This is a genomic window from Prochlorococcus marinus str. MIT 1214 (assembly GCF_027359355.1).
GTDB classification, from domain to species: domain Bacteria; phylum Cyanobacteriota; class Cyanobacteriia; order PCC-6307; family Cyanobiaceae; genus Prochlorococcus_B; species Prochlorococcus_B marinus_F.
This window is the reverse complement of record NZ_CP114777.1, coordinates 219,079-234,552: the sequence shown is the minus strand read 5'-3', so window position 1 is coordinate 234,552 and position 15,474 is coordinate 219,079. Positions and strand designations below refer to the sequence as shown.

Here is a 15,474-nt window from a genome sequence, read left to right as displayed (position 1 = left end):
CTAAAGGGAAACAAATATTTTGGATTGGTATCAACAAGTTTTGAACCAAAAGGCATAATAAAGATATGAGCGAAGGAATTGTCTACGTATTAACTAATCCTGCAATGCCAAGGATGGTGAAAATTGGCAGGACAGGAAGAGAAATTGGTGCCCGATTATCTGATTTATATACAACTGGAGTCCCACTTCCTTTTGAATGTGAATATGCAGCAAGAGTCAAAGATCAAAATGAGGTTGAATCAGCTTTTCATTTGGCTTTTGGACCTTATCGAGTGAATCCAAGAAGAGAGTTTTTCAATATCGAGCCAGAACAAGCAATTACTTTGCTTAAATTGATGGCATTGGAAGATGTCACTCCAGTCGTTCAAGAAGAAGCAGAAAATGTCGATATAGAAGCCAAAGCATCAACTGAGAAATTCAAAAAAGCTAGAAGACCTAACGTGAATCTCTGGACAATGGGATATATGGGAGAACAAATTGTCTTTAAAGATGGAACGACAAAAGCCAAAGTCGTTTATGACGGCTGGATAGAACCAGAAGGTTATAAAGAAGAAGACGGGAAAGTTTCATTAACAGGCTATACAAAACAATTGCTATCTCTTCCATCCGATGCAAGACCAAATATCAAACCATTTTGGACATATAAGGGACAAACATTAAGCGAGTTATATGACGAATGGGAGGATGCGGGCTTTCCAGATAGATCAGAAAAAAAAAACCACACACTAACGGAAACCAAAAACTGATTTCTAATCATGAGCTTGTTTTAGAAAAGATTCCTAATCCAGAAGATCCTTCTTGGAACTGGATTAAATTTGCATTTACGATTAATGGATATGACGTTTCAGGTGGATCAGAAGCCTGTGCTGATTTATCAAAAAAAGTTTTAAAGGACCCTTCGAATGCAAACTTAACTGAACTTCGTTGTGCGTTATTTTTTCAACAAAGAGCTGAAAAGTGGGGAGGTGGATACAGTGATGGTCCAGAAGAAAATGCCAAAACACTTATCAAATTGATCAAGGAAAGAGTCAGGAAAGGAGACCTAGAATAAGTATTTACTAATATTTTGCAAGATATATCTTGCAAATTGATTAATAAATAGCAGGCACTATTTATACAATAATTTAATATTTTGAGACTTGAAAAATTATTATTTTAATGCACATTAGATCCAATGAATATTACTTAGGAGATCAATGGTCGTGAGAAATTTAGAACCTTGGATTTCTAACTCGGAAATGAGTAAGTACTTGGGAATTAGCACAAGAACTTTAAAGCGCAATGAAAAATATTTTTCTAAAGGTACTCATTATCGATTCAAAGATCCTCTAAACCCCAAAAGCCACAAGATGTGGAAACGGGCTGCCGTTGATCAGATGCTTTCACAACCAGACAACGTTCTCAGGAGAAAAGTTAGTCGGGTTCAAACTTAAAAAACAAACCCTGAAAAAAAAATAAAAACTCAAAAAAAATACTCACTTTGTTTTACAGACCAGTCATAGCTTCAAAAAAACGTGTAGGAGAAACCCTCATAACCCGAAGGTCGGAAGTTCAAATCTTCCCCCCGCCACCAATTAAAAACCAAGCCCTAACGGGCTTTTTTAATGCTATTTTTTATACATAAGAGAGGGAATTATATAAAGAATAAAACATGAGAGATGTAAGTCATAACTTGATCGGGTTTTTCTAAATGTACACTTCTTGTTCAACAAAATCATCTGATTATCCCAAAAACATCTCTGCGACTGACATCTTTAAATTAACCTCGTCGGGCTATTAGCCCGAAGGACTGAAATTCAAATCTTCTCCCCTCCACCAATTAAAAGCCAGTCTCTGGCTGACTTTTTAATGCTATATCACTTAATAGATAAGTACTTAGCTAAGACGGAAATAGTGCTGCAAAATTTGTAATGGTTAATCCTGCCCTCTTTGGAATAAAGTATCTATACGATCTATTTTTTTAGAGACTAAAAAGATCTCGTTTTTAAATGGGAGTCATAAATGGCAGTAGTTATTATCAATTAGTAGCAGGTTCTTCCTGGACTACAGCAAAGAATAATGCTTTATCCATTGGAGGAAACTTAGTAACTATTAATAGTGAATCTGAGCATAATTTCTTAATTACTAACTTTCAGAGCTCATTATCTGTATCTGATAAAAACTGGAGCAATCAACCACGAGCTGGCGCTTGGATTGGATTAAATCAAAATATATCGAAAGAAAATAGAAGTTGGTCTTCTGGTGAAACCAGTAGTTATTCCAATATTCATGCAAGTCAAGATATTGAAACCTTGTCCTATCATGGTGGTTACATTTTTATAATGTTAGAGCCAGGAGGGGCGGGTGATGGATATTGGTGGGTAGAGCCAATATCTGGACCCGATTATTATGGCACTGATTATTGGTTATACAACTACGGAATCGCCGAGGTTCCTCTTTCTTATTTCTCTATTTCCGATCTCACGATTACAGAGGGAAATAGTGGCAACGTAACTATTTCCAGAACAGGAGGAACAAATTCAGCTCAAACCTTAAGTTTGGTTTCTAGTAATGGGACAGCTACTGCTGGTTCTGACTACACCGCAATTAATACGACGATTTCCTTTGCGGCGGGAGAAACATCTAAAACATTCTCGATATCAACAACAGAAGATAGTTCTAATGAAAGTAATGAAACTTTTGCTCTTACATTAACTGCTTCAAATACAGATACTGTTCCCGCACAAATTACTGATGGGAACGCAACTATCACGATTGAGGGATATTCGATTGAAGTAACAAGTGGTGGTCAGGTAGTTTCTTCTCTTGATGAAGGTTCAGGATTTACTGTCACATTTGGACAACCTGGAAGTGGCGATGGAGTTGCCCCTCTCTATTGGTCATACAGTGGAACTGGAATTGATAGTGCTGACTTTAGTAGCCCTTTCGAAGGCTGGGATGATGATGGAGAATTTAGTACATTTGCTGGTCTAGTAAGCGATAACAAAGTTGAGGGGCCTGAGACCTTAGTTATAAAATGCTTCACCGATTCAGATAGAACAACTCAAGTTGCATCAGTAAGTGTCCCCATTAATGACACATCTGCTCCTGCACCTTCATATTCATTATCGACCTCAAGTGGTTCTATCAATGAAGGAGACACCTTAACTACAAGCGTCAATAGTACAAACGTTTTTACTGGTACGACACTTTATTACTCATTAAGTGGCACGGGAATCACCAGTAGTGATTTTTCAAGTGGTGCATTGTTAGGTTCTGGAACGGTTGATAGTAATGGTGATTTCTCTTTCTCTCATACACTTGCCAGTGATGTCACTACAGAAGGGAATGAGACATTAAATATCAAACTCTTTTCTGATTCAAATCGCACTAATCAAGTTGGTAGCACTTCAACGGTTACGATCTCAGATACTTCAGAGGAGGACGGAACAGAACCAAATATCACTGGTCCCTCTGGTAGTGCTGGTGATTCATCCAGTACAAAATCCATCAATGAAAACACAACTACTGTTCATACCTTTTCTGCCAATGAAACCGTTACCTGGTCTCTTAATGGTGGCGCCGATGCTTCTAAATTCGCAATCAACAGTTCCACCGGAGCTTTAACTTTTAGTTCCGCTCCTAACTATGAATCTCCAACTGATAGTGATTCAGGCAACAACTATGTCGTTGTCGTAAGAGCAACCGACTCAGCTAGTAATACCTCCGATCAAACAGTCACGATCTCAGTGGCCGATGTTGATGAACTAGATCCTAATATCACTGGTCCCTCTGGTAGTGCTGGTGATTCATCCAGTACAAAATCCATCAATGAAAACACAACTACTGTTCATACCTTTTCTGCCAATGAAACCGTTACCTGGTCTCTTAATGGTGGCGCCGATGCTTCTAAATTCGCAATCAATACCTCAACGGGTGCTTTAAGTTTTAGTTCCGCTCCTAACTATGAATCTCCAACTGATAGTGATTCAGGCAACAACTATGTCGTTGTCGTAAGAGCAACCGACTCAGCTAGTAATACCTCCGATCAAACAGTCACCATCTCAGTGGCCGATGTTGATGAACTAGATCCTAATATTGATGGACCATCTGGTATTGCTGGTGATTCATCCAGCACAAAATCCATCAATGAAAACACAACTACTGTTCATACCTTTTCTGCCAATGAAACCGTTACCTGGTCTCTTAATGGTGGCGCCGATGCTTCTAAATTCGCAATCAATACCTCAACGGGTGCTTTAAGTTTTAGTTCCGCTCCTAACTATGAATCTCCAACTGATAGTGATTCAGGCAACAACTATGTCGTTGTCGTAAGAGCAACCGACTCAGCTAGTAATACCTCCGATCAAACAGTCACCATCTCAGTGGCCGATGTTGATGAATCCATTCTTGATGTTATAGATCCAAATATTGATGGACCATCTGGTAGTGCTGGTGATTCATCCAGCACAAAATCCATCAATGAAAACACAACTACTGTTCATACCTTTTCCGCCAATGAAACAGTTACCTGGTCTCTTAATGGTGGCGCCGATGCTTCTAAATTCGCAATCAATACCTCAACGGGTGCTTTAAGTTTTAGTTCCGCTCCTAACTATGAATCTCCAACTGATGGTGATTCAGGCAACAACTACGTCGTTGTCGTAAGAGCAACCGACTCAGCTAGTAATACCTCCGATCAAACAGTCACCATCTCAGTGGTCGATGTTGATGAACTAGATCCTAATATCACTGGTCCCTCTGGTAGTGCTGGTGATTCATCCAGTACAAAATCCATCAATGAAAACACAACTACTGTTCATACCTTTTCTGCCAATGAAACCGTTACCTGGTCTCTTAATGGTGGCGCCGATGCTTCTAAATTCGCAATCAATACCTCAACGGGTGCTTTAAGTTTTAGTTCCGCTCCTAACTATGAATCTCCAACTGATAGTGATTCAGGCAACAACTATGTCGTTGTCGTAAGAGCAACCGACTCAGCTAGTAATACCTCCGATCAAACAGTCACCATCTCAGTGGCCGATGTTGAAGAAATAGAAGGAATCATTTCAGGAACATCTGGTAATGACAGCTTGCAAAGTACGACCAGTGATGATTCTATCGACGGTGGCAGCGGCACAGATACAGCTATCTTATCGGGCAGCTTCTCCGACTACTCCTTCGCTCGTAGCACGGACACACTGCAAATAGAAGATCAAAGAACAACTGGAATAACTGATGGCACCGATACTCTCAAAAATATCGAATACATTCAGTTCTCTGATCAAACTGTAGAAGAATCAAAAGTAGACGTAGTAAAGACATATAGCGGTAATTTCAGTGATTACAAGTTCTACAACAAAGGTAATGGTAAATATGAAATCAAAACTGATTCAGGTTATGACGACATAACAGGACTTCCATTATTGACATTTACAGGAGAAGCATCAACAAGTTCCTTTCGTGAAAATAGCGCCATCCTTGATATCAAAGGAACCTTTGATCAAGTCACTGGTTTAAATACAGATGATGCAAAAATGTTTCGCCTTTATAATGCTGCCTTTAAGCGTTTGCCTGATGCTGATGGATTGAAATATTGGATTGGGAAATATACTTCAGGAGAGAATGATGATAGGGCGGTAGCACAATCATTCCTTGTCTCAGATGAATTCTCTGAACGCTATGGAGTGAACGTCTCTAATGCTAAATATGTAGAGACTCTCTATGTGAATGTTCTCGGTAGAGACTATGACCAAGATGGTTACAACTATTGGCTAGGAAATTTAAATGCAGGAATCGAAACTCGATATGAACTTCTTCTAGGTTTCGCTGAATCAGCAGAAAACAAAACCCTCTTTACTGAGATGACAGGGCTTGGTTGAAAAGTGTTTACAGAATTTAAATAGGAAAGTTGATTAATTAAAAAACGAACGAGGAAAAGAAAAGTTATCCATAACCATGTGGATTTTTTATTTGCCAATTCCATCCATCTAAACAAATCTGCTCTAATGATCTTTTTGGAGTCCAACCTAATAATTTCTTGGCTTTTGAAATATCGGCAAAAGATTTAGCCACATCACCATCTCTTCTATCTTGAATTGAAAAAGGAATCTTACGACCTGTAGATAACTCGAATTGTCTAATAATCTGAAATACAGAATATCCTTTACCAGAACCTAAATTAATAAATTCTAAACATGATTCTGTGGAATTAAAATAATCGATTGATGCCAAATGACCTTCAGCCAAGTCAATAATATGAATATAATCACGAATACCAGTGCCATCTCTCGTGCCCCAATCATCACCATAAATATTTAAAAGTTTCTGCGTTCCTATCGCCACCTGAGTTATGAAAGGAAATAGATTATTAGGAATTCCAATGGGATCTTCACCAATCAAACCAGAAGGATGGGCCCCAACAGGATTAAAATAACGTAAAGAACATATTTTCCATGAATTTAAATTAGAGTTATATAAATCATAAAACATATTCTCAATAGCTACTTTGGTTTTTCCATAGGGATTTATTGGTGATATTGTGTGGTCTTCTGCCATAGGAACAGAATCACTTAAACCATAAATAGTGGCACTGCTGCTAAAAACCAAAGAGTAACATTCATATTCCTTCATCGTGAGTAAAAGATTTAGTGTGCCAAATACATTCACATCCCAATAATGTAGAGGATTAGATAAAGATTCATATACAGATTTCAAACCGGCTAAATGAATAACGGTATTTATAGGTTTATTTTCCTTAATACAATCAATAAAAATCTTATCCAAGATTTTTTTATCTCTAATATCACCATTAATAGTTTCTAACTTATAATTCAAATCTTTATTATCTAAATATTTTTTAATTCGAATAATGACGTTAGGTGAGCTATTAACAAAAGAGTCTAATATTACAACATCAAATCCTCTTTCTAACAACAAGATTGCTATGTGGGAACCTATAAATCCAGAACCACCAGTTAAAAGAACCCTCATAATAGTCTATGGTTATACATTAGTAAGCAATGTCATTGAAGTCAGCTTAAAGATGGAAAGGAATTTTTCTAATTAATTATAATCAATAGATTAGCATCTAATTCAAACCTATTTGAATTAGATTCTGTCTTTTAATAAAAAGTTCTTAGATATTTTTAGGTATTTTAAAAATCTAGCTATAAATTAATAATTGTTTAACATCATTTTTTTTTATGATCATTAAAAATAAGACTAGGATATATTATTGATTTAATGAAAACCATTATATGCTGTGTTTATTAAGCTAAAAAAAAGAGTAAGAATATAAAACAAAGGCTATACTCATTATAATGAAACAATCTATTTAATAAAAACAATATAAATGAAAAAAGACAATCTCAAGAGAATCATCAGGCAGTTTGAAACTTTGATTGAAGAGTTGAAAAGTGAGGTCTACTCCGATAAAGATTCATATGTTCACCCATGGGATGAACATATGAAAAACACACCTAGAATAATCAATACGGAAGACGATGATGGATATGCAGACTAGTTCGCTTCTGCTGACTTACTAAAAATAAAACAAACATAAAGAATTAATTGCCTTAGTAGTTTTTAGTAATTTTACCTATTGCTATAAAACAACATTAAATGCAAATTATATAAAAAGAATTTGTTAATGGCTCCTTTACCTCAACTAGTCAAAGCAACCCCACAAGGAGGCACTATTCATAAATATCAACTTTCAGGTGGGAAAACCTCTTTCATGAGATACCTAGGTTGCTACCTAGGTACATGTAAATTCTGCAATGATATTCAGGAAGCATCTGAATTCTTATCAAGCATTGAGGTTTCCCCAAAAACCCTTTAAAGAAAGCATTTCATTAATAAAATAACAACTTAAAAAAGTTGGCTTTAACGTAGAAGAAAGCTTGAAGTTTTTTTATGTAAATTTAATCGATACTGGAAGGCATTAGGTGCTATTTTTTTTGAGTCTTTAAGCATATAAGGGGAATACTCTTTTAATGAGACAACTTTTATCTCACTGAAAGATCATCTTGGTTATGAACGAAGAAAAAGGAAAAGATAATAAACCATTTGAATATGAGACTAATAATCTCATTAGATCTAATTTTAATGAGAATGATAGTCTAAAAGACATTGAGAATATTCCCTCAAAGCCTTCAAATCAATTAACCAATGGACTTTTAGGTTGGTATTCCGTCTCTAGCAGCGAGTCAATAAAGAAAGAAAAGTTAAATCACTTCACGATTTATAATGAGCCACTTGTTTTGTATCGCGATAGAGAAGGTATTGTTCGATGTGTAAAAGATGTATGTCCTCATAGGGGAGCTTCATTTTTAGGTGGTGAAGTAATCAATGGGCAACTTGTTTGCCCTTATCATGGTGCTAGGTTCTCATCACAAGGTAGTTGCACAAATTTAGACAGAATCACTTGTCAACATATTATTGATTCTAATTATGATAACTATGCAAAAAGCATAAAACTTTTTCAATATCCATGTGTAGAGAAAGAAGGCTATATATATATTTATTATACTGGAACTCCCCTTGCAAACATAGAAGACTTTCAAATAAAGTCTTCTCTCAATAGCCTTCTTCCTGATTCCTATGGATTTCCATCTTTAGAATATGAATATGAAGAAGTTTATGTAGATTTTAAAGCAGATTGGGCAAGAATTATTGAAAATCATCTAGATATATTACATGTATTTTGGATGCATGGAGACACAATTCCAGACAAGAACGTAAACAGAGAAACTATAACTAGTTTCAATCAAAAAATAAAAAGAGATAATAGGCAAATAGAAAGTATATATTCTTATAAAACAAATGGGCAAAATGAGTTTATCAGAATAAAATTTGTACCTCCGGGCAGAATCTTTATATATAAAGGCTCACCTGAAAGCACAAGATATATTCAAGTTCTTGATCATATTCCACTAGGAAATAATAAAGCAAGAGTCATTGTAAGACATTACAGAAAATTTCTTAAAAATAAAGTTTTCACAAAACTAGTTTTATTTAGTCATCTACAAAAAAGGACATTTTATAAAATTTTTACTGAAGATTATTTAGTTTTAAAAACCCAGACATTTAATGATCAGATGGGATACATACAAAAAGATAATGTAAAACTATTAGGTGAAGATAAAATGGTTCAATATTACTGGGATTGGCTTAAAAATGCTCTAAATAAAGAAAAGCCATGGGACTTCCATCCAACTAATTCATTGACCAACTCAGTCCATGAGGATAGAGGGATGCAATATCCTCCAGAAAATCCAAATATGGCTACAAAGAACAATAGAAAGATAATGATTAAACTTTTAACTAGATTATTGTTCCCAATAAGTTTTATTCTGCTATTACTATAATTGAAATATAATACAAATTTAAGAGCTCAAATAAATGAGAGATGAATCTCAAATAAATCTTATAACGTGGGCTAGTTTACAAAATATAAATGTATATATTAATCAAAATAATATACTATCCGATATAAATATAAATCTTAATTATGGGGAAAATATACTTATATTAGGTCCAAATGGATCTGGTAAATCAACTTTTCTAAAGTTATTAAATAGATCAATATATCCAATCAAATCAGATAAAAGTTCTTTAAAGTTGTTTAATAAGGAAAATATAAATATTTGGGATTTAAGAAAAAAGATTGGGTTTCTTTTTAAAGAAATGGAGCAAAGGGTAAACAATGGAGTCAAGCTATATGATGTAATTAGTTCAGGGTTCTCAGGCACCTTTAATTCTAGATACACAAACATACTTTCAGAAATCCAAAAAAATAAAATTCATAATCTAATAAATGAATGGGATCTAAATGATATTGTTTATAAAGATTTTCAATCATTGTCTGATGGTCAAAAAAGAAGAGCATTGCTAGCAAGGGCGCTTGTTTATGAACCTAATATATTAGTACTAGACGAGCCTTTTTGTAATTTAGACATAAAATCAAATTTCATCTTGAATCAAAACCTAAATAAATTAATCAACCGATCAGTTAATATAATTTATGTCACGCATAATCTAGAATCTATTTTACCTAAAACCAATAGAGTTGTTCTAATAAAAGAAGGTAAAATATTAAATGATGGAAGTCCTTGTGAATTAATTAATACAAAAAAACTTAGTGATCTTTTTGATATATCAATTAAAGTAATAGAACATGAAGGATACTGGAGAATGATCCCATTAAATAACTAAATAACCACAAGAATAAATGCAAGTATTAATATACAAATAAAGAGAATATATTTATTATTTAATGAAAAATTATTGTAAATGCTTGTTTTATTCGTAACTCGTCTACCAACTCCGAAAGGTGTTCCGCATGAATTGCATACCAATCTTCCTGATAATGCGCGATCAGCTCTAAGATTAGAGCTTCCACAAACTAAGCATTTACTTGCAATCATCAAAGCTAAATTAGTTCAAGGCATCATCCAGGAATGATAATGGTGCACTCATTTTATTTGAGTAACCTAAAAGACTTTCGGAAATATATTCATATAGTACCTCGCCTTTTTCATTTAATATTATTGTTGCCCCCCTCTGAGTTAAAAATTTGGAATCAGGAACATAAGTATTCCAATTAGAAAGAATTTCAATCATATTCATAAGTCTCCTCGTAGCCAGTTCAAAAGGGCGTAAAGTTTGTTTTTTAGAGAAAATATCAAACATTTTTCCTTTAAATAAAAAGTAAGGTCCTATATTTATATTTTCATCAAAAGCAAACAAACTCTTTGCATTTTTATCCCCAAAATAACCTCTTAAAACCTCCTTAATAGTACCTCTAGAACTTATACCAGCGCACATGGCTAATAAATTAATAATTGAAGGCATTTGTGATACAAACCCTTCGTTAAGATTAAGTTTTTTATGAAGGTCCGCATTCCCTACGGCAATAACATTTCGACTATCAATATTATTGAACTTACAAAATAATTCTTTAGACTTTTCACTCCCAATGCCTATCAATATCAATTCAACCGAGTTCGTAAACAACTTTTTTGAATAGGCTGATAATTGTTGAGAGTATTCAAAACTGTCAAAATCAGCAAAAGAACCAAGCAAAACTATGAGATTTTTTCTTTGATCAAGAAAAATTACCTCTTTCCCAAAAAACTCATCAATGACATTTTTATAATTCATCAATTTATTTAGCTTTGTTTTCAAAATAACAAAGTCAGACTGTCGATCATGAGCTTCAACCATATGGAGAGATGGATTTCACAGTGTTTACAAGGACTTTGAGGATCAAATCTTCGCATAACACGAAGATCAAATTAAGTAGCAGATGTTCGTGAAATATGTACAAAACCTACAATTTCAATAAGCAATGTGAAGGGATATGGAACTTACAGACCTATAAATATATCCTCTTACTGTTCTTTGTTTATTTCTCGTGCAGACCTACGGGAATCCTAGCGTTACCTATGACTGGTACGCGGGTAATTCAGGGACGGCCAATCGCTCCGGAAAATTCATCGCTGCGCATGCTGCCCATGCTGGTTTGATGATGTTCTGGGCAGGTGCGTTCACTTTATTTGAGCTAGCTCGTTATGACTCATCCGTTGCGATGGGTAACCAAAACTTGATCTGCTTGCCTCACCTTGCACAACTTGGAATAGGTGGAATCGAAAACGGAGTAATAACTGAGCCTTATGGTTGCACAGTTATTGCTGTACTTCACCTTATTTTCTCTGGTGTTCTTGGTGCTGGTGGAATTCTTCACTCCACAAGATATGACGGTGATTTAGGAAACTATCCTGAAGGAAGTCGTCCTAAAAAGTTTGACTTCGAGTGGGACGATCCAGACAAACTTACATTTATTCTTGGTCACCACCTTATTTTCCTAGGTTTGGCAAACATTCAATTCGTTGAATGGGCTCAATATCATGGTATTTGGGATACTGCTTTAGGAGCTACTCGTACAGTTTCTTACAACCTAGATCTAGGAATGATTTGGAATCATCAAGCTGATTTCCTTCAAATCACCAGCTTGGAAGATGTTATGGGCGGTCACGCTTTTCTAGCATTTTTCCAAATAATTGGTGGTGCATTCCATATAATCACTAAGCAATTTGGTGAGTACACAGAATTCAAAGGTAAAGGACTTCTTTCAGCAGAAGCTGTTCTTTCCTACTCACTAGCTGGTGTTGGCTACTGTGCACTTGTTGCAGCTTTCTGGAGTTCAACAAACACAACTGTTTACTCAACAGAATTCTTTGGAGATGTACTTCAACTCAAGTTTGATTTCGCTCCTTATTTTGTTGATACCGACGCATCACTTGCTACTGGCGCTCACACAGCTAGAGCTTGGTTAGCAAATGTTCACTTCTATCTTGGCTTCTTCTTCATTCAGGGTCATCTCTGGCATGCATTAAGAGCTATGGGATTTGACTTCAGACGCGTAGGTAAAGCGTTCGACAATATGGAAAACGCAAAAATCACTAACGGTTAATTATTAATTTCATTAGTGAACATCAAAAGGCCCGCTTGCGGGCCTTTTTTTTATGCCTCTCTTTAGTAGAAATAAATACCAACCTGCTCACACTAATGTCACAATTAACTAACTCAAGAAAAAATAATGGATAAAAAATTGCTAGTTGATGTGCTTTTTTATACCTAGGAGCAAATAAAGTCTCAAGAGCTTGTTGCTATTGAGAATCGGTTGCAAAAAGCTCTAAATATTGTGTAAATTGGAATTCCACCAAGCTCCTTTTAGTTTTAATGAGCTTTAGAAGCTACGCAGAAACGCCCTCATCAGCTGTTCGAATGGCAACGGGGCAATCAGTGCTAATAGACCCTTCATCCAGAAGAGGAGATACTTGCTTAGAAGTTTTAGATGGTATCGCTCGTGTTTATTGCCCTTGTGAAGAAACAGAAGGTATGACATTGGCTTTCTTGCAGTCAGGCGATCAATTAAGAACAGACAGACTTTGCAGTGAGGGGGTATGTGTAGAAGCTTTGACTCCTCTTTGCTTTGTAAGTGATGCGGAAACATCACTTGAGGCTGGAGGTTATGACGCTGTTAATGAGTGGACTCTTCAGCTTCTAAGAATTAGACATTTGGGTAATGCTGAACAAAGGCTACAAGCATTATTTGCTTTATTAGTTAACCGACTGGGAAGAAGATGCGGTGATTGGTGCCAATTACCATTCAGACTTACACATGAAAGAATTGGAGAGTTAATTGGATCGACAAGGGTTACTTCAACTCGTTTGATTTCAAGACTGAGATCAGCAGACTTACTAAAAGCACCATCAGGTGATCCAACTCTAAGTCTTTCGCCTGACTTTATTGAGTCATCTCCATTAACAGCTTAATAAGCAATGGATAAATCTCTGTTTTCCTACTCCGAATCTGTTGTTTCGTCACTCTGCAAAGAGATAGAGTTTATAAAAACAAGATCAAAAAATATAAATAGCTCACTAATGACTTGTCAAAACAAAGATTTATCAAAAAGATTAAGGTTAGAACTTTATAAATTAAATAAAAAAAGATCAAAAATATTAACCATTTCTGAAAATATATTCAAAAACAATTCTAAAGATTTATCATATGAATTCCTATTAGAAATTATAAAAAGGTCTTATTCTTTTCAACAAATATGAGTTTAATAAAGAATATATTTAATTAATATTTAATTCATTATCAATAATGAACAATGCCGAAGGATCATTATTTGCAAATTTAACTTTACCAAGTAAATAAGCCATTTCATCTTCAGATTTAATTTGCTCGTCTATGACGGGATCGAGGAATACTGTAGTACGAGTATCATTCGATCTCTCTGCAAGTGAATAAAGTTGTTGAACAGAAGTTGTTACGTCAGCCTCCATTTGGAAAGACAAAGTAACTAATTCCTCAACTGACTTCCACTCTTGTATTGGTTTAGTTACTTCTTCGAGCTCAACAGTTTGCCCTCGTGCAATAATATATTTCGCAAAGTTAAATCCATGCTCAAGCTCAGATAAAGACTCTTTTTTAAAAAATGATGAAAATCCTCTGAGTTCTCTTTCTAAGAACCAAAGAGACATAGCAAGATATTGTGCACTTGAAACCCTTTCAAGAGAAGTATGTTGATAAAGAGCCTCAAGAAGATCAACATCCATGGGCTGAGCAACAGCACGCCCTGAAGGACCCAAGTTAAGACCTATTGATCTGGATGTGGCTGATTGCATAACAAAAAAAGCTTGTTAAAGAACGCAAAAAGTAATTTTTATTTTTTTCAAATAAATAATAACTCTTTTTGTATCATTTTGTTGTTAGAAACGTAAAATTTAAAATTTATTTATTTGATAATGAATCTCAATTGCGTCAAAAAGTTTAAATATAATTCATATAAGCATTTAAAATAATTAGAATTTAGATTTAATATTTTCTGGTAGAATTAAAAATTTTTTTTCTTTAATTGTTTCAACCTTGCATTTATCTCCAATAGACAAATTTGTATCCAAGCTCATCTCTGATCTTAACTTTAATCTATCACTAATAACAGTATAAACATAATGATTGATACGATATTCTTTAGATATAACAGTAAAACCATCATTTGCACAAGGTTGGATCCTAATAGCATTTTTATCGAACATACAAACAGATTTTGAAGAGACAGATTTATCTTTTGGGAAATTCAATTTACCAATACATGTTGAATAAGAATCATTAATGTATTGAATAGGCAAAATATTCAATTGCAGGACAAATTGACCTACAAAATCATTTGATGGGTTTGAAACCATCTCAAAAGGAGTTGAGTATTGCTGAATTTCGCCACTTCTTAAAACAGCCACACGATCACAAATAGCTAGTGCTTCATGAGGATCGTGAGTTACTAAAAGTGCAGATGCAGAACAGGATTTTAAAACAGAAGATAACTCTGACCTCAATCTAGATCTCACTTCAACATCTAAGGAACAAAAAGGTTCATCAAGCAAAACCAAAGAAGTTCCTGGGGCCAAAGCTCGTGCTAATGCAACTCTTTGACTCTGTCCACCTGAAAGTTCATGAGGAAATCTATTTTTAAACTCATAAATATCCAATAAATTTAATAGCCAGTTTGCTCTTTTTTTCGATTTTTCATTCTTATTAATGCCAAAACAAACATTATCCCAAACATTTAAATGAGGAAAAAGAGCGTAATCTTGGAAAACCATCCCAATTTGCCTTCTCTCAGGAGAGAGAAGATAATTACTATTTGAGATTATTTGCCCATTTCTTTTTATTAATCCACGTTTAGGCTTTTCAAAACCAGCTATCAATCTTAGAAGAGTAGTTTTTCCACAGCCCGAAGGACCGAGCAAGCCAACTAATTCTCCAGGTCTTAGAGAAAAATCAATATCTTTTAGAACCCAATTATTATTTTTATTAGGCTTAAACTCATGCCATAGATTCTGGATTTCTAGTTCAGTAGTCACCAAAACTATTTTTCTTTATTCTATTCACTAAAAATCCATTAAAAACAAACAAACCAA

Annotated in this window: 14 protein-coding genes; 9 read left to right on the top strand and 5 right to left on the bottom strand. The window is 34.9% G+C overall.

Annotated features, from left to right (window positions below):
- The first annotated feature begins 65 nt into the window (after positions 1-65).
- The 3 genes from O5639_RS01210 (at position 66) to O5639_RS01200 (ending at position 5,861) form a co-directional block, all read left to right on the top strand.
- Entirely contained in the window at positions 66-746 is a 681-nt protein-coding gene (locus O5639_RS01210) for a GIY-YIG nuclease family protein (RefSeq protein ID WP_269624698.1), read from the top strand.
- A 492-nt stretch (positions 747-1,238) separates the two neighbouring features.
- Positions 1,239-1,433: a hypothetical protein gene (locus tag O5639_RS01205; protein ID WP_269624697.1), complete on the top strand. Its 195-nt coding sequence runs from the start codon at positions 1,239-1,241 to the stop codon at positions 1,431-1,433.
- Between the two features lie 555 nt (positions 1,434-1,988).
- Positions 1,989-5,861, top strand: coding sequence for a DUF4214 domain-containing protein (locus O5639_RS01200; RefSeq protein WP_269624696.1), 3,873 nt, complete (start codon positions 1,989-1,991; stop codon positions 5,859-5,861).
- Positions 5,862-5,925: 64 nt separating this feature from the next.
- Here the strand turns inward: O5639_RS01200 and galE are convergent, their stop codons facing one another.
- Positions 5,926-6,972, bottom strand: a complete 1,047-nt coding sequence (galE, locus tag O5639_RS01195; protein WP_269624695.1) for a UDP-glucose 4-epimerase GalE — start codon at positions 6,970-6,972, stop codon at positions 5,926-5,928.
- A gap of 406 nt (positions 6,973-7,378) precedes the next feature.
- Between galE and O5639_RS01190 the strand changes: the two genes are divergently transcribed.
- The 4 genes from O5639_RS01190 to O5639_RS01175 all read left to right on the top strand — a co-directional run bounded on the left by O5639_RS01190 (position 7,379) and on the right by O5639_RS01175 (position 10,197).
- A complete protein-coding gene (locus O5639_RS01190; protein WP_269624694.1) occupies positions 7,379-7,504 on the top strand; it encodes a hypothetical protein in 126 nt (41 codons plus the stop codon).
- A 126-nt stretch (positions 7,505-7,630) separates the two neighbouring features.
- The gene (locus tag O5639_RS01185) at positions 7,631-7,822 is read left to right on the top strand and encodes a hypothetical protein (protein ID WP_269624693.1); all 192 of its coding nucleotides are present in this window, start codon (positions 7,631-7,633) and stop codon (positions 7,820-7,822) included.
- A gap of 193 nt (positions 7,823-8,015) precedes the next feature.
- Positions 8,016-9,350, top strand: coding sequence for a Rieske 2Fe-2S domain-containing protein (locus O5639_RS01180; protein WP_269624692.1), 1,335 nt, complete (start codon positions 8,016-8,018; stop codon positions 9,348-9,350).
- A gap of 34 nt (positions 9,351-9,384) precedes the next feature.
- The gene (locus O5639_RS01175) at positions 9,385-10,197 is read left to right on the top strand and encodes an ABC transporter ATP-binding protein (protein ID WP_269624691.1); all 813 of its coding nucleotides are present in this window, start codon (positions 9,385-9,387) and stop codon (positions 10,195-10,197) included.
- Here O5639_RS01175 and O5639_RS01170 read toward each other — a convergent pair.
- Positions 10,194-10,409, bottom strand: coding sequence for a transcriptional regulator (locus O5639_RS01170; RefSeq protein ID WP_269624690.1), 216 nt, complete (start codon positions 10,407-10,409; stop codon positions 10,194-10,196). The two genes, O5639_RS01175 and O5639_RS01170, sit on opposite strands and share 4 nt — an antisense overlap.
- Before the next feature lie 10 nt (positions 10,410-10,419).
- A complete protein-coding gene (locus tag O5639_RS01165) occupies positions 10,420-11,208 on the bottom strand; it encodes an AhpC/TSA family protein (RefSeq protein ID WP_269624689.1) in 789 nt (262 codons plus the stop codon).
- Between the two features lie 190 nt (positions 11,209-11,398).
- On the opposite strand from O5639_RS01165, the gene O5639_RS01160 reads away from it, so the two are divergent.
- Entirely contained in the window at positions 11,399-12,457 is a 1,059-nt protein-coding gene (locus O5639_RS01160) for a chlorophyll a/b binding light-harvesting protein (protein ID WP_269605384.1), read from the top strand.
- Between the two features lie 269 nt (positions 12,458-12,726).
- Positions 12,727-13,323 carry a Crp/Fnr family transcriptional regulator gene (locus O5639_RS01155; RefSeq protein WP_269624688.1) on the top strand — a complete coding sequence of 199 codons (597 nt, stop codon included), beginning with the start codon at positions 12,727-12,729 and terminating at the stop codon, positions 13,321-13,323.
- A gap of 306 nt (positions 13,324-13,629) precedes the next feature.
- Here the strand turns inward: O5639_RS01155 and O5639_RS01150 are convergent, their stop codons facing one another.
- Positions 13,630-14,181: a ferritin gene (locus O5639_RS01150; RefSeq protein ID WP_269624687.1), complete on the bottom strand. Its 552-nt coding sequence runs from the start codon at positions 14,179-14,181 to the stop codon at positions 13,630-13,632.
- A 177-nt stretch (positions 14,182-14,358) separates the two neighbouring features.
- The gene (locus tag O5639_RS01145; protein ID WP_269624686.1) at positions 14,359-15,417 is read right to left on the bottom strand and encodes an ABC transporter ATP-binding protein; all 1,059 of its coding nucleotides are present in this window, start codon (positions 15,415-15,417) and stop codon (positions 14,359-14,361) included.
- Between the last annotated feature and the right edge of the window lie 57 nt (positions 15,418-15,474).

What these genes read in the sequence shown, in the direction of transcription:
- O5639_RS01175 (WP_269624691.1), top strand. Translation starts at nt 9,385, where the DNA reads ATGAGAGATGAATCTCAAATAAATCTTATAACGTGGGCTAGTTTACAA.
- O5639_RS01150 (WP_269624687.1), bottom strand. Translation starts at nt 14,181, where the DNA reads ATGCAATCAGCCACATCCAGATCAATAGGTCTTAACTTGGGTCCTTCA.
- O5639_RS01205 (WP_269624697.1), top strand. Translation starts at nt 1,239, where the DNA reads ATGAGTAAGTACTTGGGAATTAGCACAAGAACTTTAAAGCGCAATGAA.
- O5639_RS01200 (WP_269624696.1), top strand. Translation starts at nt 1,989, where the DNA reads ATGGGAGTCATAAATGGCAGTAGTTATTATCAATTAGTAGCAGGTTCT.
- O5639_RS01185 (WP_269624693.1), top strand. Translation starts at nt 7,631, where the DNA reads ATGGCTCCTTTACCTCAACTAGTCAAAGCAACCCCACAAGGAGGCACT.
- O5639_RS01155 (WP_269624688.1), top strand. Translation starts at nt 12,727, where the DNA reads ATGAGCTTTAGAAGCTACGCAGAAACGCCCTCATCAGCTGTTCGAATG.
- O5639_RS01170 (WP_269624690.1), bottom strand. Translation starts at nt 10,409, where the DNA reads ATGATTGCAAGTAAATGCTTAGTTTGTGGAAGCTCTAATCTTAGAGCT.
- O5639_RS01165 (WP_269624689.1), bottom strand. Translation starts at nt 11,208, where the DNA reads ATGGTTGAAGCTCATGATCGACAGTCTGACTTTGTTATTTTGAAAACA.
- galE (WP_269624695.1), bottom strand. Translation starts at nt 6,972, where the DNA reads ATGAGGGTTCTTTTAACTGGTGGTTCTGGATTTATAGGTTCCCACATA.
- O5639_RS01210 (WP_269624698.1), top strand. Translation starts at nt 66, where the DNA reads ATGAGCGAAGGAATTGTCTACGTATTAACTAATCCTGCAATGCCAAGG.
- O5639_RS01180 (WP_269624692.1), top strand. Translation starts at nt 8,016, where the DNA reads ATGAACGAAGAAAAAGGAAAAGATAATAAACCATTTGAATATGAGACT.